Origin of the sequence: Dokdonella sp. (assembly GCF_017744955.1) — a bacterium.
GTDB lineage: Bacteria > Pseudomonadota > Gammaproteobacteria > Xanthomonadales > Rhodanobacteraceae > Dokdonella_A.
On sequence record NZ_JAGIAG010000005.1, the window covers coordinates 262,187 to 280,933 of the forward strand.

At 70.7% G+C, this 18,747-nt stretch carries 19 protein-coding genes; 7 read left to right on the top strand and 12 right to left on the bottom strand.

The features are described 5' to 3' along the window. Positions 1-331: 331 nt before the first annotated feature. Positions 332-976 carry a hypothetical protein gene (locus J7520_RS13100; protein ID WP_291188939.1) on the bottom strand — a complete coding sequence of 215 codons (645 nt, stop codon included), beginning with the start codon at positions 974-976 and terminating at the stop codon, positions 332-334. 188 nt (positions 977-1,164) lie between these two features. Here J7520_RS13100 and J7520_RS13105 point away from each other — a divergent pair, with 188 nt between their 5' ends. Genes J7520_RS13105 through J7520_RS13120 form a run of 4 tightly spaced genes read left to right on the top strand, consistent with a single transcriptional unit; the run spans position 1,165 to position 5,189 of the window. Next, positions 1,165-1,857 (top strand): response regulator transcription factor, encoded by a 693-nt coding sequence (locus tag J7520_RS13105; protein WP_291188941.1) that lies wholly within the window; start codon positions 1,165-1,167, stop codon positions 1,855-1,857. Between the two features lie 13 nt (positions 1,858-1,870). Continuing rightward, the gene (locus tag J7520_RS13110) at positions 1,871-3,292 is read left to right on the top strand and encodes an ATP-binding protein (RefSeq protein WP_291189096.1); all 1,422 of its coding nucleotides are present in this window, start codon (positions 1,871-1,873) and stop codon (positions 3,290-3,292) included. A 47-nt stretch (positions 3,293-3,339) separates the two neighbouring features. Next, positions 3,340-4,629, top strand: a complete 1,290-nt coding sequence (locus J7520_RS13115) for an ATP-binding protein (protein WP_291188943.1) — start codon at positions 3,340-3,342, stop codon at positions 4,627-4,629. Further along, positions 4,626-5,189, top strand: a complete 564-nt coding sequence (locus J7520_RS13120) for a response regulator transcription factor (protein ID WP_291188945.1) — start codon at positions 4,626-4,628, stop codon at positions 5,187-5,189. The genes J7520_RS13115 and J7520_RS13120 overlap by 4 nt, the downstream gene beginning before the upstream one ends. 35 nt (positions 5,190-5,224) lie before the next feature. Here the strand turns inward: J7520_RS13120 and J7520_RS13125 are convergent, their stop codons facing one another. The 10 genes from J7520_RS13125 to J7520_RS13170 all read right to left on the bottom strand — a co-directional run bounded on the left by J7520_RS13125 (position 5,225) and on the right by J7520_RS13170 (position 14,689). Further along, the gene (locus J7520_RS13125; RefSeq protein ID WP_291188947.1) at positions 5,225-6,295 is read right to left on the bottom strand and encodes a winged helix DNA-binding domain-containing protein; all 1,071 of its coding nucleotides are present in this window, start codon (positions 6,293-6,295) and stop codon (positions 5,225-5,227) included. Beyond that, a complete protein-coding gene (locus tag J7520_RS13130; RefSeq protein ID WP_291188949.1) occupies positions 6,292-6,696 on the bottom strand; it encodes a DUF3037 domain-containing protein in 405 nt (134 codons plus the stop codon). Before J7520_RS13130 ends, J7520_RS13125 begins: the two co-directional genes overlap by 4 nt. Then, complete coding sequence (locus J7520_RS13135) at positions 6,680-7,450, bottom strand: HipA family kinase (RefSeq protein ID WP_345776917.1); 771 nt, start codon at positions 7,448-7,450, stop codon at positions 6,680-6,682. The genes J7520_RS13130 and J7520_RS13135 overlap by 17 nt, the downstream gene beginning before the upstream one ends. 2 nt (positions 7,451-7,452) lie before the next feature. Beyond that, complete coding sequence (locus J7520_RS13140; protein ID WP_291188963.1) at positions 7,453-7,746, bottom strand: type II toxin-antitoxin system RelE/ParE family toxin; 294 nt, start codon at positions 7,744-7,746, stop codon at positions 7,453-7,455. Next, positions 7,746-8,006 carry a type II toxin-antitoxin system ParD family antitoxin gene (locus tag J7520_RS13145; protein ID WP_291188965.1) on the bottom strand — a complete coding sequence of 87 codons (261 nt, stop codon included), beginning with the start codon at positions 8,004-8,006 and terminating at the stop codon, positions 7,746-7,748. Before J7520_RS13145 ends, J7520_RS13140 begins: the two co-directional genes overlap by 1 nt. 80 nt (positions 8,007-8,086) lie before the next feature. Continuing rightward, complete coding sequence (locus tag J7520_RS13150; protein ID WP_291189098.1) at positions 8,087-9,034, bottom strand: isoaspartyl peptidase/L-asparaginase; 948 nt, start codon at positions 9,032-9,034, stop codon at positions 8,087-8,089. A 94-nt stretch (positions 9,035-9,128) separates the two neighbouring features. Beyond that, the gene (locus tag J7520_RS13155; RefSeq protein WP_291188967.1) at positions 9,129-10,436 is read right to left on the bottom strand and encodes a HAMP domain-containing sensor histidine kinase; all 1,308 of its coding nucleotides are present in this window, start codon (positions 10,434-10,436) and stop codon (positions 9,129-9,131) included. 78 nt (positions 10,437-10,514) lie between these two features. Next, the gene (locus J7520_RS13160) at positions 10,515-11,261 is read right to left on the bottom strand and encodes a response regulator transcription factor (protein ID WP_291188970.1); all 747 of its coding nucleotides are present in this window, start codon (positions 11,259-11,261) and stop codon (positions 10,515-10,517) included. Positions 11,262-11,792: 531 nt separating this feature from the next. Next, the gene (gene dcp, locus J7520_RS13165) at positions 11,793-13,949 is read right to left on the bottom strand and encodes a peptidyl-dipeptidase Dcp (RefSeq protein WP_291188972.1); all 2,157 of its coding nucleotides are present in this window, start codon (positions 13,947-13,949) and stop codon (positions 11,793-11,795) included. Between the two features lie 122 nt (positions 13,950-14,071). Then, positions 14,072-14,689, bottom strand: coding sequence for an arylesterase (locus J7520_RS13170; protein WP_291188973.1), 618 nt, complete (start codon positions 14,687-14,689; stop codon positions 14,072-14,074). Between J7520_RS13170 and J7520_RS13175 the strand changes: the two genes are divergently transcribed. Continuing rightward, positions 14,688-15,416 (top strand): ATP-binding cassette domain-containing protein, encoded by a 729-nt coding sequence (locus tag J7520_RS13175; RefSeq protein ID WP_291188975.1) that lies wholly within the window; start codon positions 14,688-14,690, stop codon positions 15,414-15,416. The two genes, J7520_RS13170 and J7520_RS13175, sit on opposite strands and share 2 nt — an antisense overlap. Then, a complete protein-coding gene (locus tag J7520_RS13180) occupies positions 15,413-17,893 on the top strand; it encodes an FtsX-like permease family protein (protein ID WP_291188977.1) in 2,481 nt (826 codons plus the stop codon). The genes J7520_RS13175 and J7520_RS13180 overlap by 4 nt, the downstream gene beginning before the upstream one ends. Before the next feature lie 40 nt (positions 17,894-17,933). Here J7520_RS13180 and J7520_RS13185 read toward each other — a convergent pair whose 3' ends face one another. Continuing rightward, positions 17,934-18,275: a hypothetical protein gene (locus tag J7520_RS13185; RefSeq protein WP_291188980.1), complete on the bottom strand. Its 342-nt coding sequence runs from the start codon at positions 18,273-18,275 to the stop codon at positions 17,934-17,936. A 130-nt stretch (positions 18,276-18,405) separates the two neighbouring features. Between J7520_RS13185 and J7520_RS13190 the strand changes: the two genes are divergently transcribed. Then, complete coding sequence (locus J7520_RS13190) at positions 18,406-18,744, top strand: DMT family protein (RefSeq protein ID WP_291188982.1); 339 nt, start codon at positions 18,406-18,408, stop codon at positions 18,742-18,744. Positions 18,745-18,747: the final 3 nt, after the last annotated feature.

Here is an 18,747-nt window from a genome sequence, read left to right on the forward strand (position 1 = left end):
GCATTTTGTCCTGTGCCTGGCGATGTTCGGCGCCACCTCGGCACGTGCCGCCGCCGACGTGACCTGCCCCTGGTGATGACCGAGGAGTCGCGCGTGGCGCTGCCGCAGCGGCCGCCGCCGAGCGGCGGGGTCGCCGAGACGTCACCGCGATCGACCCGACGTATTCGATCGCCCTGCCGCCGCCGGCCAGACGCGACACGTTCTTCGACGCCGGCGGCGCCGTTTCGACCAGCGACGTGAAATTGCGGGATTCCGGCAGCACGACGCCGGTGCTGCGCGCTCAGGCCGCGCGCGGCGGATTACCTGTCCGCCGACGACTTCGATCGACCGGTCACGGCTTCAGCGCCGCGGCGGCCGGCGCAGGTGCGGCGGCGCGACGGAAGACGCGGACGAACTCGCGCGGTTCGTCCGCGAACGGGCGCTTCAGCGTCGCGTGCAGTTCCAGCTCGCCGTTCTCGCCGAGGTGGTAGCGTTCGCGCAGGGAATAGCCGGAGTCGGTCAGCGTCTCGACGACCAGATCGGGAGAGGTCTGGCTGAGCGCCACCGTGCCGCCGACGCCGGGCCCGCTGACATTCATGCCGTCGCGGTCCAGTTCGACCGCGTGCTCGCCGTCGTCGAAGCGGACGCGCGTCGACAACGGCGTGATCGTCACGTGCTCGGCGAACAAGCGCGCGAGGCCGCGTTCGCTGCGCTCGGGGTCTGCCGCGGCGCCGCGCGAGGCACCGGTTTCCGGCCGATGAGCACCGCCTCTCGTTCCGCCCGCATGCCCTTTGCCGCCGCCCATGCCCGCGCCGTGACGATGCGACCCGCTGCCGCCGTCCGGCGCGGCAGGTGCGCCCGGCGCGCCAGCGCCGTCGACCGCGGCCGGCGCCGCATCGCCGGTCCAGCGGCCAGCGAACGGATCGACCGAGAAGGAGGACTGCGCGAGCGCGGCGCAGGCGAGCGGCAGCGAAAGCAACGCAATCCATCGCAGCATGGCGGCAGTACCGGCAAGGTCGATCGCCGCAGCTTAGTCGCGGCGCCGGCCCGGCGACGTATGGAAATTCCAAGCGCGATGTAAACGCACGCCTGCTGCCGCGGCTCCGTTCGTAAAGGCTTGCAAAGATCGGCGGCGGCCGTCGCGTCCGCGGCGCCGGGCGCGATCGGCACGGCTATGCTTGCGGCATGCGCATCCTGCTCGCCGACGACGACCGCGAACTCGCACAGCTCCTGCGCGACTTCCTCGTGCGCGAAGGCTTCGACGTCGCGCTCGCGCACAGCGCCGACGCCGCGGTTGCCGCCGCACGCGCGGAACCGTTCGATGCGCTCGTGCTCGACATCATGATGCCGGGCCGCACAGGCCTCGACGCGCTGCGCGAACTGCGCCGCGAATCGGCCGTGCCGGTGCTGATGCTGACCGCGCTCGGCGAGGACATCGACCGCATCCTCGGCCTGGAGCTCGGCGCCGACGACTACATTCCCAAGCCCTGCAATCCGCGCGAACTCGCCGCGCGCCTGCGCGCGGTGCTGCGCCGCGCGCGCGGCGAAGGCGGCGAGGCGCTGACCGACCTGCGCAACGGCCCGATCTGGCTGCGCGCCGCCTCGCGCAGCGTCAGCGTCGACGGCCAGCCGATCACGCTGACCGCGACCGAGTTCGACCTGCTCGCCCTGCTGATGCGCGAAGCCGGCCGCGCGGTCAGCAAGGAACGCATCTCGCAGAGCGTGCTCGGCCGCGCGCTCGGCCCGTTCGACCGCTCGATCGACGTGCACGTGTCGAACCTGCGCCGCAAGCTCGGCGACGCGCCCGACGGCGGCTCGCCGATCACCACGATTCCGCGCAACGGCTACCTGCTGCGCCGGCTCGGGGAAGAAGAATGAGGCCATTGCCGTGATGCAGCGCCTGTTCTGGCGTCTGTTCGCGGCGTTCTGGACCGCGACGGTGGTCGTGCTGCTGGCGTTCGCCTGGATCTCCACCAGCCGCTTCGAGAATGAGCGCATCCCGGGCCTGGAGATCACGCGCCTGCAGGCGAAGATGGACGACCTGCTCGGCCGCACCGCGCGCGAGCTGCGCCACGACGGCGAGGCCGATGCCCGCGTCTGGCTGCGCAACACGCCGGACGTCAGCGCGATCAGCGTCTACGTGTTCTCCGCCGATGGCGTCGAACTGCTCGATCGCGCCGCCTCCACGCCGGTGCGCGAGGCCGCCGCGGCGATCCTCGCCCAAGCCGCCGCCAGCGATCCGCCGCGCCGCGGCGTGCAGGCCGACGGCGAGCGCCTGCGCGCGCGCGCGGTGCGCACGCGCGACGGCAAGTCCTACGCCATCGTCGCCGCGCTCGAAGGCAACTTCCTGACCCGCCTGCTGCTGCGCCGGCCCGGCACGTTCTGGACCCATCTCGGCATCGCGATGATCGTCAGCGCGCTGTTCGCCGCCCTGCTCGCCTGGTACGTGAGCGCGCCGCTGACGCGCATCCGCGTCAGCACGCGGCGCTTCGCCGAAGGCGACCTCGACGCGCGCGTCGGCCGCCTGCGCTTCGGCCGCAGCGCCGAAGTCGCCGCGCTGGCGGCCGAGTTCGACGGCATGGCCGAACGCATCAAGGCGCTGGTCGACAGCCATCGCCTGCTGGTACGCGACGTCTCGCACGAGCTGCGCTCGCCGCTGGCGCGCATGCGCGTCGCGCTGGAACTCGCGCGCGACGGCGACGCCGCCCAGGTCGACGCCGCACTGGACCGCATCGAGCACGAATCCGATCGCCTGGAGACGATGCTGTCGCAGGCGCTGGAGCTGTCGCGCCTGCAGACCGCGACCAGCGCCGCGCGCGACGAGGTCGCGCTCGACGCGCTGCTCGAAGACGTCATCACCAACGCCGACTACGAGGGCGCGCCGCGCGGCCGCAAGGTGGTGCTGGCCGAATGCGAGCGGCTGTCGCTGACCGCGTCCTACGCCGCGCTGCACAGCGCGTTCGAGAACGTGATCCGCAACGCACTGGCCTACACCGCCGACGGCAGCACGGTCAGCGTGCGCCTGCATCGCGACAACGACGGCGACGCCGTGCTGCGCGTGCGCGACCACGGCCCCGGCGTGCCGGAAGCGGAACTCGCGCGCATCTTCGAGCCGTTCTACCGCGTCGACAGCGCGCGCACGCGCAGCAGCGGCGGCACCGGGCTCGGCCTCGCCATCGCGCGCAGCGCGATCGAGCGCCACGGCGGCCACATCCTCGCGCGCAACGCCGACGGCGGCGGGCTGGAGATCCTGATCCGTCTGCCGCTGGAACGCGACCGCGCAACCGCGCCGCGCGCACGCACGGGCACGTAGTCGCGCCGGCATCGGACGACGCGCATCGGATGGCACAATAGCCGCCGATGAACGCCCCGGCCGCCAATCGCCACATTGCTTCCCATCACGCGCGCGAGCTGACCGAAACGCTGGCCTGGCTGCGCCTGTGCGCGGTGTCGGGGCAGGCGCTGACGGTCGCGGTGGTCGCCTTCGCGCTGGACATGCCGATTCCGCTGCTGCCGCTGGCCGGCGGCATCGCCGCGCTGGCCGCATTCGGCGTGTTCGCGTTCTGGCGCCTGCGCCAGCCCTGGCCGGTCAGTGCCGCAGAGGCGTTCGGCCACATCGCGGTCGACATCGGCGTGCTCGCCTTCCTGCTGTACTGCTCCGGCGGCGCGACCAATCCGTTCGTCTCCCTGCTGGTGATGCCGATCGCGCTGGCCGCCGCGGCGCTGCCGCGCAAGCACGTCGTGGCGGTCGCCCTGCTCGCCGCCGCGGCCTATCTGGCGCTGATTCCGTGGCACCTGTCGCTGCCGCCGCTGCACACCGCGACGAGCGGCAACTTCAACCTGCACGTGGCCGGCACGGCGATCAACTTCGGCGTCACCGCCGGCGTGCTCGCGTTCTTCATCTCGCGTCTGGCACGTGCGCTGCGCGAGCGCGAGGCCGAGGTGCAGCGCGAGCACGAGCGCGCGCTGCGCGACGAAGGCATCCTGGCGATCGCGACCCAGGCCGCCGGCACCGCGCACGAGCTCAACACGCCGCTGTCGACGATCCGCACGCTGCTCGCCGAACTACGCCGCGAACACGCGCAGGGGCCGCTCGCCGGCGACCTGGATCTGCTGATCGGCCAGGCCGAGCGCTGCCGCGACATCCTGCGCGAACTGGTCGCGGTCGGCCGCCGCCAGCTCGCCGGCACGCCGCAGAAACTGCCGCTGGCCGAGTTCGTGCGCGACTGCGAATCGCATTTCCACCTGCTGCGGCCGGAAGTCGAACTGCACACCTCGATCGGCGACGGCGCCGAGGTGCGCATCATCGAGGCGGCGCCGAACCTGCGCCACGCCGTCATCAACCTGCTCAGCAACGCGGCCGACGCCTCGCTCGCCGCCGGCTCCAGCGAGATCGAGCTCGGCGTGGTCGCCGGACGCCGCGTCGCGGAGCTGTTCGTGCGCGACCACGGCAGGAGCAGCGGCATCGCGCCGGGCACCGGCACCGCGTTCCAGACCAGCAAGCAGCACGGCCTCGGCCTCGGCCTCGCGCTCGCGCACGCCACCGCCGAACGGCTCGGCGGCGACCTCAGCGCCGAGGCGCTGGCCGACGGCGGCTGGCTGCAACGATTGCGCGTGCCGCTGCTGGCAGCCGACAATCGGCGCCCATGACTACGGAAAATCCCCACAGCGTCCTCGTCATCGACGACGACCTCGTGTTCAGCGCCGTGCTCGCGCGTGCGTTGAACGCGCGCGGCTTCGTCACCGCCACCGCTCCGGATCGCGCCACCGCGCTGGCGCTGGTGCGCCAGAACGCGCCGGACAGCGCCGTGCTCGACCTCAAGCTGGGTGCCGAAAACGGCCTCGCGTTGATTCCGGAGCTGCTCGCGGTACAGCCGAATCTGCGCATCCTGCTGCTGACCGGCTACGCCTCGATCGCCACCGCGGTCGAAGCGATCAAGCGCGGCGCGCACGACTACCTGGCCAAGCCGGTGGACGCCGACCAGGTCGTGCAGGCCCTGCTCGGCGACGCGGGCGAGGAGAGCGACACGCACACGCCGCTGCCGGCGCATGCGCCGCCGCTGCGCCGGCTGGAATGGGAACACATCCAGCGTGTGCTGACCGAATGCGGCGGCAACATCTCCGAGACCGCGCGCCGGCTCGGCCTGCACCGGCGCACCTTGCAACGCAAGCTGTCGAAGCGGCCGGTGCGCGAGAATCCGGGTAGCTGAGCGCTCCGGGGCGCGCACGACGGTGCGCGCCCGGCTCAGGCGATCCGTGGCAGGCCGAGGAAACCCGCGTAGCGCGCCACCGCCGCGTCGAACGCATTGCGCACGGCCGCCTTCGGCTCGACGAACCAGTCGGCCTCGACCTCGACGCCGGATTTGGCCAAGGTCCGCTTCCAGGTTCCGGCGATGCGGCCGTCGACGAGCAGCACCGGCTTGAAGATGCCGTTGCCGGCACGGCCGGCCTGCGCCGCGTCGAGGAATGCACCGCGCTCGCGATAGGCGACCGTGTACTCGTCCCAAGCCGGCAGCAGATGCACGCGCGCGCCCTCGCCTGCCACGAAGGTCGCGGCGGCGTGCCAGTACTCGACACCGTCGATCCGCTCCGACGCGAGCTCCGCGTGCACACTCTCGTGCGCGGCCGCGGCGTCGGCGGCAGCGAGCCCGGACCACCAGGCGAAATCCTGCACGCTCGCCGGGCCGCGGCTGGCGAAGTAGCGCCGCGCGAGTTCGGCCAGCGCATCCTCGCGCGCCACGGCGGGCGCGGGCGCGAGCCAGTCGTCGAGCAGCACGAACGTCTGCTGCTTGCCGGCGCGCGCGCCGAAGCACAGCGTGCCTTCGTGCGCCAGCCACCAGACCAGGTGCAGGCCGCGCGACGCGGCGGTCGCGATGCCGGCAGCGTCGAACTGCGCGTACAGCGCGTCACGCGCGAGTGCGCGACCGCCGCCGAGAGCGCGGCGGCAGACCTCGCGCGCGCGTTCGACGACACGCTCGTCGAGCTCGAAATCCTGCTGCAGGCGACGCTTCTGCCGTTGCAGCGTGCGCGGCGCGGCGAGCGCCAGCAGCCAGCGCAGGTCGTCCGCGGCGACGAAATGCAGCGTGCCGCGCAGCGGCCAGCTGCGCACGATGCGCCGGTCGGCCAGCGCGCGCTCGATCATCGCCTCGTCCGCCCCGTGTACACGCTGGCCGACGCCCCACAGCGCGCCGAGGTAGTCCTGCGCCTGCACGGCGAGCTGCGTCGCGACCGCGTCCTCCACGCTCGCGAACGCCTCGCCGGCGAGGCGATGCGTACGCAGGCGTCGGACCGGAATGTCCGCGTGCCGCGCGCTCACGCGGACGGACCGCGTGCCGCGGGCACGCGCACCATCGTGTCGAGCAGGCGTTCGAGCATCGTCGCGGCGTCGCCGCAGCGGCCGCTGTGCACCGGCGAAGTCTGGATCATCGTGCTGCGCGTTGCGGTCAGCCAATGGAAACGCTCGCGCCGCGGCAGCCGGCCGATCGGTCCGGCGTCCTCGCCGCCGGCGCAGATCGCGGCGAACGCGGTCAGATGCCGGCGTACCGCGTCGAGATCGAGGTCCGGCGCCAGGGCGAGCAGACGCGTCTCGTCGAGTTCGATGCGCGCTTCGAGGAAGTCGCCGGACTTCGACGACAGCACGACGCCCGCGTTGACGAATTCGCCGCGCTCGACGCGCGGCACGACGCGGATCAGCGCGTAGTCATACGCCGCGTGCACGGATCGCCTCCGCAACGAATTCGCGCGGCGCTCGCAGGCGCCGGCACAAGTATTGAGCGTATGCCGCGCGGTGCGCGGCCGCGTCGGCGAACGGCGCGTCGCCGAGCAGCCAGGCGTCGGGAACCTGCGCCACGATGCGCTCGATCATTTCCTCCGTCAGCAACGCGCCGAGCCGCTCGTCCGCCTCGCGCAGTGCGCTGGCGTACGGCAGCAATACGTGATCCTTGATGCGCGCGAACGGCGCGCTCGCGCGGTCGAGGTAGCCGTCCCAATCGTGGTGGAAGTAGAGCGCCGCGCCGTGGTCGATCAGCCACAACCGGCGATGCCAGACCAGCATGTTGGTGTTGCGCGCGGTGCGATCGACGTTGCTGACGAACGCATCGAACCAGACCACCGCCGAGGCCAGCTCGGCTTCGACGCGCTCGGCCACCGGATCGAACGCGACCGATCCCGGCAGGTAGTCGAGGGCGAGGTTCAGCCCGGCGCTGGCGCGGATCAGGTGCTGGATTTCCGGGTCCGGCTCGGTGCGCGCGAGGTCGGCGTCGAGCTCGACGAAGACGATCTCCGGCACGCGCAGCCCGAGCGCGCGCGCGATCTCGCCGCCGATCAGCTCGGCGATCAGCGCCTTCGCGCCCTGCCCCGCGCCGCGGAACTTCAGCACGTACAGACCGGCGTCGTCGGCCTCGACGATCGCCGGCAGCGAGCCGCCTTCGCGCAGCGGGGTGACGTAACGGGTGGCGGAAACGGTTCGCAGGTTCATTCGTGTCGAAACTGGTTCGGCAGATCGCGCGCTCCGTGCAGGATGCGCAGGATCAGCACGCGATCCTTGTTCATGCGGAAGAAGATCACGTAGCGGCCGTGCAGGCTGGAACGTATGCCGGCGCCGAGTTCGGCGCGCAGCGGGAACGCCAGCGGTGTGTCGCCGATCCGCGCGCATTGACCACGCAACTCGTCGAGGAAGCTCAGCGCGCGACGCGGATCGTCCGAGGCGATGTAATCGACGATCTCCTCGAGATCGCGTTCCGCCAGGCGCGAGAGGAAGGTGCGCATCAGCCGCGCGCGGGCTTCGCTTCGTACTTGGCCCGCAGGCGATCGAACGCCTCGTCGGCTTCGCGGCCGACGCCGCTGTCGGCGCCGGCCTTGAGCGCCGCACGCAGCGCCTTCAGCTTGAGCGCACTTTCGCGCTCGGCGTCTTCGAGCAGGCGCAGACCGGCGCGCACGACTTCACTGGCGTTGTTGTAGCGCCCCTCGGCGAGCTGGCGCTTCACGAAATCCTCGAAATGTTCGCCGAGCGCGACACTGGTGGGCATCGCCGAACTCCACTATCTGTTAGTGGAGCCATTGTGCGCCGTGCCGCGCGCCTGTCAACACTCCGGTCGGCCGGAGCGCCTCACTCGGCCAGCAGCGCCACGTGCACCTTGCCGTCCTTGTCGACCCAGCCGCGGTACATGCCGTCGGTGTTGAAGGGTGTGGTGAAGTTGCCGTCCGAATCGAGCGCGATCACGCCGCCGTCGCCACCGAGTTTCGGGATCACGTCCATCACGACCTGCCTGGCAGCTTCCGCCACTGGCGTCTTGGCGTACTCGACGCGCGCGCAGATGTCGCGCGCGACGGTGGCGCGGATGAAGTACTCGCCCCAGCCGGTCGCCGACACCGCGCAGCGCGCGTCGGCGTAGGTGCCGGCGCCGATGATCGGCGAGTCGCCGACGCGACCCCAGCGCTTGTTGGTCATGCCGCCGGTCGAGGTGCCGGCGGCGAGGCGGCCCTGCGAGTCGAGCGCGACCGCGCCGACGGTGCCGTGGTGCGGCGTCTTGCCGGGCTCGGCCTTCTTCTCGCGTTCTTCCTGCAGGGCCTTCTGCAGTGCCTGCCAGCGTTCCTCGGTGTAGAAGTACTTCGGATCGACCAGCTCGATGCCCACGCTCTTGGCGAACACCTCGGCGCCGTCGCCGACCAGGAACACGTGCTCGGACTTCTCCATCACCGCGCGCGCGAGCAGGATCGGGTTCTTCACGCGATGCACGGCGGCGATCGCGCCGGCGCGCAGGGTGGCGCCGTCCATGATCGAGGCGTCGAGTTCGTTCTTGCCGTCGTGCGTGAACACGGCGCCCTTGCCGGCGTTGAAGCGCGGCGAGTCCTCCAGCACGACGATCGCCTTGCCGACCGCGTCGAGGCTGCTGCCGCCGGACTTCAGCACCGCGTAGCCGGCCTCGAGCGCGCGTTCGAGGTCGGCGCGCACGAGCTTCTCCTTCTCCGGAGTCAGTTCGGACTTGACGACGCCGGCGCCGCCGTGGATGACGAGTACGGGCACGGCGGCCTCCGTGGACAGGGTGAAGGTCAGGAAACAGGCGACAACGAGACTGCGAAAAAGCACGCGCGCTCTCCTCGGGGACGATGATGGGCGATACGCGCGCAGTATAAGCGCTGCGTGCCGCTCACTCCTGCGGCAGCACCAGCGCCGGGAAGTCGACGCGGATCGTGGTGCCGACGCCGAGCTGGCTGGAGATGCCGATCTCCCAGCCGAAGCGGTCGGCCAGGCGCTTGACGATCGACAGCCCGATGCCGTGTCCCTCGCCCTTGCTGCGCACGCTGCCGCGGTAGAACGACTCGAACAGGTGCGCGAGGTCTTCCTCGCTCATGCCGATGCCGGTGTCCTGCACGATCAGCGAGGCGTGGTCGATGGTGACCGTGACCGAGCCGCGCTCGGTGTACATGCAGGCGTTGCGGATCAGGTTGCCGACCAGCACGCCGAACGCGCGCGGCGAGGTGTGCAGGGTGTACACCGCGCGCTCCTCGATGCTGAGGTGGACGGGCTTGTCGTCGATCAGCGGCTTGGCGCGCTCGACTTCCTCGCGCACGGCCTCGTTGATGGTGAAGTCCTCCTCGGGCAGGCCGACGCCGTCCTCGCGCGCGAGGATCAGGAACGAGTCGATCAGCGCCTCCATGTCACGCGCGGCGCGGCGGATGCGGCCGGCGGTGCGGCGCGCGAACGCCGGCAGCTCCTCCTCGTCGAGCAGCACGTCGGCGCCGACCTTGATCACGGTCAGCGGCGTGCGCAGCTCGTGGCTGGCGTCGCGCGTGAAGTTGCGCTCGCGATGGACGAACTCCTCCAGCCGCACCGCGAAGCCGTGCAGCGCCTGCGCCAGGCTGCTGACGTCCTCGTCGACCTCGACCGCGACCGGCAGGTTCTCCGGCAGCAGCGCGTCGATGTCCGGCGCCTTCGGATCCCAGCCGCGCACGGTGTCGGCGAGCACGACGATCGGCGCCAGCGCCTGGCGCGAGGCGCGGTAGGCGAGCCAGGCCGTGATGTAGACCATGGCGAGGATCAGCGCGAACAGGCCGAAGCCGATCCAGAACACGTAGCCGTGCAGGCGCTGCTGCTCGGCGACGATGTAGACGCGGCCGACCGGCGTGTCGGCGATCGACAACGCCGGACGGTTCGCCGCCAGCCCGTAGAAACCGGGCGGCAACGCGGCGAGGTCCGGCGGCGGGGCGGGCGTCTCGTCGCCGACCTTGCGCAGGTAGCTGCGCACGAAGGCGTTCTGCGGCGGCGGCGCGCTCGGGTCGACCGCCAGTCGCTCGAGGAACTGCGCCGTTTCGCGCTGCACGATCTCGCGCAGGATCAGGTTCTCGATCAGGCTGGCGGCGACGTAGACGCCGAGCAGGCCGGCGAGGCTGATCGCCGCCATCTGCTGGATGAAGACCGCCCAGATCTTGCGGCGGATACCGTTCGGGCGTTGCATGCGATGTCCCTGCGCAGTACCGCCTCAATGCCGTCACCGGGCGTCCGCGCACGTCCGCGCCGGCGACGCGCCCTCGCCTCAGGCGGTACGACGATCCGGTGCGGTCTCGACGCCGAGGTCGGCCAAGCGATAGCCCGAGCTGTGGATCGTGTGCAGCAACTGGGTCGCGAACGGGCGATCGATGATTTTTCGCAAATTGTACAAGTGGCTGCGCAGCGTGTCCGAGTCCGGCAGCAGATCGCCCCAGACCTCGCGCTCGATGTCGCGGCGGCTGACCACGCGCGGCGATTCGCGCATTAGGATCATCAGCAGCTTCACGCCGATCGGCGCGATCTGCAGCTCCTTGCCGGCGCGGGTCACGCGCAGGGTGGCAGTGTCGAGCACCAGGTCGCCGACACTCAGCACCTCGTCGCTGACCTGGCGGCGGTTGCGCCGGATCAGCGAGCGCAGGCGCGCTTCCAGCTCGCGGATCTCGAACGGCTTGACCAGGTAGTCGTCGGCGCCGGCGTCGAGGCCGACCAGCTTGTCCTCGACGGTGTCGCGCGCGGTCAGCATCAGCACCGGCGTGGCGCGCTTCTCCTCGTGGCGCAGACGGCGGCACAGCGAGATGCCGTCCAGGCCCGGCAGCATCAGGTCCAGCACGATCACGTCGTAGCTGTTGGTGGAGGCCAGACGCAGGCCGCTGATGCCGTCGGCCGCATAGTCGACCGAGTAGCCGCGTCGTTCGAGGAATTCGCCGACCGTTTCCGAGATCCCCCGGCTGTCTTCGACGAGCAGGATCGCACCGGTATGACTGTCGCGCTTGTCCACGAGACCTCCCCCCATGCACGTGATCTTCACGTTTGTGAAGTACGGACTGAGCCGCGTGATCGAGACGTGAAAAAGTAGGCCTCAATCCGTTTCGTTTTGCAAACCGCCACGGATGCATTTCGGCGATCGTCGCTGATCGACGCGATCCGGCCGGTCCGATGCCTCTTCGGAGGCATATCTTCGGCCGCCTCAGCCGCGATCCTGCGAAGACTGCTTCGGCGATCGTCGGCGATCGTCGCGGTCCGGTGCCGCGCGTGAGCGCACGGTCGCCTGACGGATTGGCGGATGGCCCGGTTGGCGTCACCTCCCGCAAAGGCGGGAGTCGATTTCTGCTTTCGATGCGCCTGGAGGCAAAGTCGAAGTGGATTTCCGCTGTGAAGAAGCGACGACACCCCTCCATCGACCCTGGAGCTGCGGTCATCCGAGCCGCATCCCAGGGTACGTGCGATCGTTCGCGACCACCGCGGCCCGGCCGCCGCAACGCGGCGGCGCAGGCGGCATCTTCGATCCCGGCAGCGGCCATCCATGGCCGCTGTTCCCGGCGAATCACTTCAGGCCGCGTTCCTCGAGCAACGGCTCGACGCTCGGATCGCGACCGCGGAACGCGCGATACAGCGCGGCCATGTCCTGCGTGCTGCCGCGCGACAGGATCATGTCGCGGAAGCGCTGGCCGTTCTCGCGCGTCATGCCGCCGTGCTCGCGGAACCAGTAGAACGCGTCGTGATCGAGCACTTCGCTCCACAGGTACGCGTAGTAGCCCGCGGCGTAGCCGCCGCCCCAGATGTGCGCGAAGTACGAGGTGCGGTAGCGCGGCGGCACTTCGGGCATGTCCACCTTGTACTGCTTCAGCGCCTTGGTCTCGAACGCGTCGACGTCCTGCTTGGGCGTGCCGGCCGGCTGCGTGTGCCAGGCCATGTCGAGCAGCGCGGCGGCGAGGTACTCGGTGGTGGCGAAGCCCTGGCCGTAGGTGCGCGTCTTGTCGAGCTTGGCGACCAGCTCGGCCGGCATCGGCGCGCCGGTCTGGTAATGCTTGGCGTAGTTGGCGAACACCTTCGGGTCGCGGCCCCAATGCTCGTTGAACTGCGACGGGAACTCGACGAAGTCGCGCGGCACGTTGGTGCCCGACAGGGTCGGATACTCCGAGTCGGCGAACATGCCGTGCAGCGCGTGGCCGAACTCGTGGAACATCGTGTTCACGTCGTCGTGCGTGATCAGCGCCGGCTGGCCCGCCGCCGGCTTGGTGAAGTTGCAGACGTTGTAGACGACCGGCTTGGTGCCGAGCAGGCGCGACTGCCCGACCAGGTTGTCCATCCAGGCGCCGCCGCGCTTGCTCTCGCGCTTCCAGTAGTCGGCGTAGAACAGCGCCAGCGACTTGCCGTCGGCGTCGAACACCTCGAACACGCGCACTTCCGGGTTGTAGACCGGGATGTCCTTGCGCTCCTTGAAGGTCAGGCCGTAGAGCTGGTTGGCGGCGTAGAACACGCCGTCGTGCAGCACGCGGTCGATCTCGAAGTACGGCTTGATCTGCGCCTCGTCCAGGTCGTACTCGGCCTTGCGCACCTGTTCGGCGTAGCGTTGCCAGTCCCACGGCGACAGCTTGAACTTGTCGGTGCCCTTGTCGATCAGCGCCTGCATCTTGGTCGCTTCGCCGCGCGCCTTCGCAGTCGCCGCCGGCACCATGTCGGTCATCAGCTTGATCGCGTTCGCCGGCGTCTTGGCCATCTGGTCGTCGAGCGTGTAGGCGGCGAAATCCGGGTAGCCGAGCAGCTTGGCGCGGTCGGCGCGCAGCACGGCCAGGCGCTGCACGATCGCGCGCGTGTCGTTGGCGTCGCCGTGCTCGGCGCGGCTGGTCGAGGCCTTGAACAGGCGCTCGCGCACGCTGCGGTTCTCGAGCGAAACCTGCGCCGGCTGCTGCGTGGTGTTCTGCAGCGCGATGAGGTACTTGCCGTCCTTCTTCGCCGCCTTGGCGTCGGCGGCGGCCGCCGCGATGTCGGCATCGGAGAAGCCGGCGAGATCCTTCTTGTCGTCGACCACCAGCGCGCCGGCATTGTTGGCGGCGAGCAGCTTGTTGGCGAAGTCCGTCGTCAGGGTGGACTCCTCCTTGTTCAATTCGCGCAGCTTGGCCTTGTCGGCTTCGCCGAGCTTGGCGCCGGCGCGCACGAAGTTGTCGTAGTAGCGCTCGACCAGGCGCTTCTGCTCGGCGTCGAGGCCGAGCTTCTCGCGGCCCTCGTAGAGCTTGCCGACGCGCGCGAACAGCTTGTCGTCGAGGTAGATCGCGTCCTGGTGCTCGGCCAGCTTCGGCGCGACGACTTCCTGCACCTTCTGCAGCGTGTCGTTGGTGTCCGCGCCGGTCACCGCGTTGAACGCGACGTAGACGCGCGTCAGCATCTGGCCGCTGCGCTCCAACGGCACGATCGTGTTGGCGAAGGTCGGCGCATCCTTCTGCGCGGCGATCTTGGCGATCTCGGCCAGGTGCTCGCGCATGCCGGCCTCGAACGCCGGCTGGTAGTCGGCGTCCTTGATCTTGTCGAACGGCGGCGCCTGGAACGGCAGCGTGCTCGCCGTCGCGAACGGATTGTTCGCCAGCGGCGCGGCCGCCTTCGCGGCGTCCTTCGCCAGCGCTTCCGGCGCCTGCGCCAGAATCCCGAAACCGCCGACCAGAAGCAGATTCATCGTCGAAACCAAGAGCCGTTTGCGCAGCATGAGTGTCCTCGCTGTGGATGCGCCGCGTCCGCGGAACACGGCAGGGTCGCGCAGCTTAACGGACTGGCGCGAGGCGGACATAGGCCGTTAGGCCCGGTCGCCGGCCCGGCAGCGGGCTCGTTTCAGGGCAACCGGCGCACCACCGGCTCCAGCACCGCCCAGACGTTTTCCAGCACCTTCGGCTGCCCTTTCGCGGTCGGGTGCAGGCCATCGTCCTGCATCAGCTCCGGATCGAGCGCGATGCCGTCGAGCAGGAACGGCAACAACGGCGCGTTGAATTCCTCGGCCAGGCCCCGATACATCGAACGCAGGCCGTCGCGGTACTGCGGGCCGTAGTTGACCGGCAGCTCGATGCCGATCAGTACGGCTTTCGCGTTCGCGGCGCGGATCGCGGTCAGCATCCTGGCCAGATTCGCGCGCGCTTCGCTCAGCGGCAGACCGCGCAGGCCGTCGTTGGCGCCGAGCTCGACCACCACCAGCGCGGGCTTGTGCTCGGCGAGCAAGGCCGGCAGACGCGCCAGGCCGCCGGCGGTGGTCTCGCCGCTGATGCTCGCGTTGACGACCGCGCGCGGCGCCGGCGAGGCTTGCAGGCGGCGGTCGAGCAGGGCGACCCAGCCGTCCTGCAGCGCGATGCCGTAAGCGGCCGAGAGCGAGTCGCCGAGCACCAGCAGCGGCGCCGGCTTGGCCGACGCGGTCGACACGAAGCAGGCGAACACCAACAAGACACGAAGCAGGAACATGAGCGCAGACACCATCGCCTTGAGTGCGTCCGAGATTAGCAAAGTCGTCGACGGACCCGACGGTCGCCTGACCATCCTCGACGGCGTCGGCCTCGAGGTCGCCCGCGGCGACAGCCTCGCCATCGTCGGCGCCTCCGGTTCCGGCAAGACCACCCTGCTCGGCCTGCTCGCCGGCCTCGACCGCCCCAGCCGCGGCAGCATCACGCTGGCCGGGCAATGCCTCGACGCGCTCGACGAGGAAGCGCGCGCACGCCTGCGCCGGCGCCTGGTCGGCTTCGTGTTCCAGAGTTTCCATCTGCTGCCGGCGCTGAACGCCGAGGAAAACGTGATGCTGCCGCTCGACCTCGAAGGCCGCGCCGACGCGCGCGAGCGCGCGGCCGAGGCGCTGGCGCGGGTCGGCCTGGAGCGGCGCCGGCACCACTATCCGCATCAGCTGTCCGGCGGCGAGCAGCAGCGCGTGGCGCTCGCACGAGCGTTCGTGCATGCGCCGCAGATCCTGTTCGCCGACGAGCCGACCGGCAATCTCGACCAGCGCACCGGCGCCAGCGTCGGCGATCTGTTGTTCGCGCTGAACCGCGAGCACGCGACCACGCTGGTGCTGGTCACGCACGACGCCCGCCTCGCCGCGCGCTGCGCGCGCAGCCTGCAGTTGCGCGAGGGGCGCATCGTCGACACCGTCGCCAATCCAGCGGCCGGCGAGAGCCGGTCGCAGGAGCCCGCCGCGTGAGGCCGCTCGCGTTCGCCGCGCGCAGCCTGCGGCGCGAGTTCCGCCAGGCCGAGCTGGCTACGCTGGCCGCGGCGCTGGTGCTCGCCGTTGCCGCGCTGGCCGCCGTGGCGACTCTCGCCAGCCGCGTCGAGCGCGCGATTCTCGCCTCCGCGGCCGAATTGATCGGCGGCGATCTCGGCCTCAACGCCGGCAAGCCGCTGCCGCCGGAATTCGCCGCCGAGGCGCAGCGGCGCGGCCTGGCGACGAACCGGCTGGCGGATTTTCCGAGCGTGGTGTTCGCCGGCGAGACGAGCAAGCTGGCCGACGTGCGCGCCAGCGACGATGCGTTTCCACTGCGCAGCGAGCTGCGCGTGCTCGACGCGAAAGGGACCGAGAAGACCGCCCATGCACCGCCGCCGGGCGCGATCTACGCCGACCGCTCGGCGCTCGCCGCGCTCGACGTCGACGTCGGCGCGCAGGTGCAGCTCGGCGGCCGCGACCTGCTCGTCGCCGGCGAGATCGCGCAGTCGCCCGACGGCGGCAACGTGTTCCGCCTCGCGCCGCGCGTGCTGATGAACCTCGCCGACGCGCAGGCCAGCGGGCTGATCGGCGTCGGCAGCCGCGCGCGGCATCGGCTGCTGCTCGCCGGCGACGCCGCGGCGATCGCCGATTTCGCCGCCTGGGCCAAGCCGCGCCTGCCCGACGGCGCCGAGCTGACCACGGTCGAGGACGCGCAGCAGAACCTGCGTACCGCGTTCGAGCGCGGCGAGAGCTTCCTGCGTCTGGCCGCCCTGCTCGCGGCGCTGCTGTCCGGCGTCGCGGTGGCGCTGGCGGCGCAGCGCTTCGCGCGGCGCAAGACTGAAGAGGTCGCCCTGCTGCGCTGCCTCGGCGCCAGCCGCGGCGAGATCCTCGTCGCGCTGCTGCTCGAACTCGGCCTGCTCGCGCTGCCGGCCTGCCTGCTCGGCCTCGCCGTCGGCCTCGGCCTGCAGGAACTCGTCCTGAGCCTCGCGCGCGGCCTGCTGCCGGGCACGGCGCCCGGCTTGCCGTGGGGACCGCCGCTGGCGGCGTTCGCGGTCGGCCTGGCGGTGCTGTTCGGTTTCGCCCTGCCGCCGCTGCTGCGCCTGCGCGAGATCGAGCCGATGCGCGTGTTCCGCCGCGAGAGCGCGCGACGCCTGCGCCGCTTCGACGCGCTGTACCTGCTGCCGCTCGCCGTCGGCGCGGTGCTGATCTTCTTCGGCGCCGGCAATCCCCGCCTCGCCGCGACGCTGGCCGCCGGCTTCGCCGGCGTCGCCTTGGCGACGCTCGCGCTCGGCTCGCTGCTGCTCGGACTCGTCCGCACCGCGGCGTCGCGCCTGCGCGGCGCGCTGCGTTTCGGGCTCGCCAATCTGTCGCGCCGGCGGCGCCTGACACTGCTGCAAGCCGGCGCGCTGTCCCTGAGCCTGACCGCGCTGGCCGTGCTCGCCGTCGTCGGCCCGTCGCTGCTCGCGCGCTGGCGCGCGGACCTGCCCGCCGACACGCCGAACTGGTTCGTGCTGAACCTGCAGACCGATCAGCGCGCAACCGTCGAGCAGCGCCTGCGCGAACTCGGCGCGACCAACCTCAACACGCTGCCGCTCGCCGTCGGCAAGCTGGTCGCGATCAACGGCCGCGCGCCGGATCCGAACGACTACGAGGACCGCCGCGCGGCCGGCTGGATCAACGGCGAAACGCGCGTCAGCTGGAGCGACGCGCTGCCGGAGGCGAACGCGCTGCTGCAGGGCCGCTGGTTCGACGCGACGCCGACCGCGCCGCAGATTTCGGTCGACGAGATGTGGGTGCGCATGTTCCACCTGAAACTCGGCGACACGATGACGCTGCGCGTCGGCGAGCGCGAGATCACCGCGACGATCGCGAGCATCCGCGGCGTCGACTGGGATTCGTTCCGGGTGAATTTCTTCCTCATGCTCGACCCGGCCAGCGGCGCCGGGCTGCCGCACAGCCACGTCGCCAGCTTTCATCTCGCCGGTGACGCGACGCGGGCGCTGGCCGGCCTCTCCCGCGACCATCCGAACCTGTCGCTGATCGACCTCAACGCGATCCTCGACCGCGTGCGCGACATCATCGCGCGCGTCAGCCGCGCGGTCGCCTGGGTGCTCGGCTTCAGCCTCGCCGCCGGCCTGCTCGTGCTGCTCGCGGCGCTGGCCTCGACCGCCGACGAACGCCGCCACGAGACCGCCCTGCTGCGTACGCTCGGCGCGCACGCGCGCCAGCTCGACGTCGCGGTACTGGCTGAGTTCGCCGTGCTCGGCCTGCTCGCCGGCAGCATCGCGATCGTCGGCGCCGGCGCGATCGGCACGCTGCTCGCGCGCCAGGTGTTCCGCCTGAACGACTACCTGCCGCCGATCGGCGAGCTGTCGCTGGTGGTGATCGGCGCCGCGCTGGCGGTCGCGCTGGCCGGCTGGATCGGCACGCTGCGCATCGCGCGCACCTCGCCGATGAACGTGCTGCGGCGTGCCTGAGCGCTGCCTGCGGCGCCTCGCGGCCGCAGGCGTCGCATCGCTACGGGACGCCCGCGCTCGATTTCCACTCGAACGTCGTCTTCAGGTCGATCGTGCTGAACATGATGTGGCTGCGATTGATCTCGCGCCCCATCGCCGGTTCGCCCTCGAGCTTGCCGGACCACCAGCCGGTCTGCGACTTGCCGACGAACTCGATGCGCTGCTGGCCGGTGATGAACACCATCGTGTGCGTGCCGTCGGCGGCGACGGTGTCGCTCATGCGGCAGTCGTCCGCCTTCGCATCGTTGATCTCGCACAGCCCCGAAGGCCGCGTGTCGTCGGCCATCGCGGCGCAGGCCGCCAGGCCCAGAGACAGAGAAACGGCTAGCAATCTCCACTGCATCGGACGCCTCCTGCGCGGCTCGGCCGCATCGACGAGAGTGCCCGGCACTGTGCGCAAATCCGCCGGGCAAGTCCAGCGCGGCCCGCGCGAAACTAGAATGCGCCGACCTTCCGACGACGAGTGTGCCCCCATGTGGAATGCGCTGTTGCCCGTGCTGCTCCTGATCGGCTCGAACGTGTTCATGACGTTCGCCTGGTACGGCCATCTCAAGTACACCGATCGTCCGCTCTGGCTGGTCATACTGGCGAGCTGGGGCATCGCGTTCTTCGAGTACTGCCTGCAGGTGCCCGCCAACCGCTACGGCTATGGCACCTACAACCCGGCGCAGTTGAAGGCGATGCAGGAAATCATCACGCTGTGCGTGTTCGCCGCGTTCTCGGTGGCGTATCTCGGCGCGCCGATCCGCTGGAACCACTGGGTCGGCTTCGCCCTGATCGTCGCCGCCGCGTTCTTCATCTTCCAGGAGTGAGCC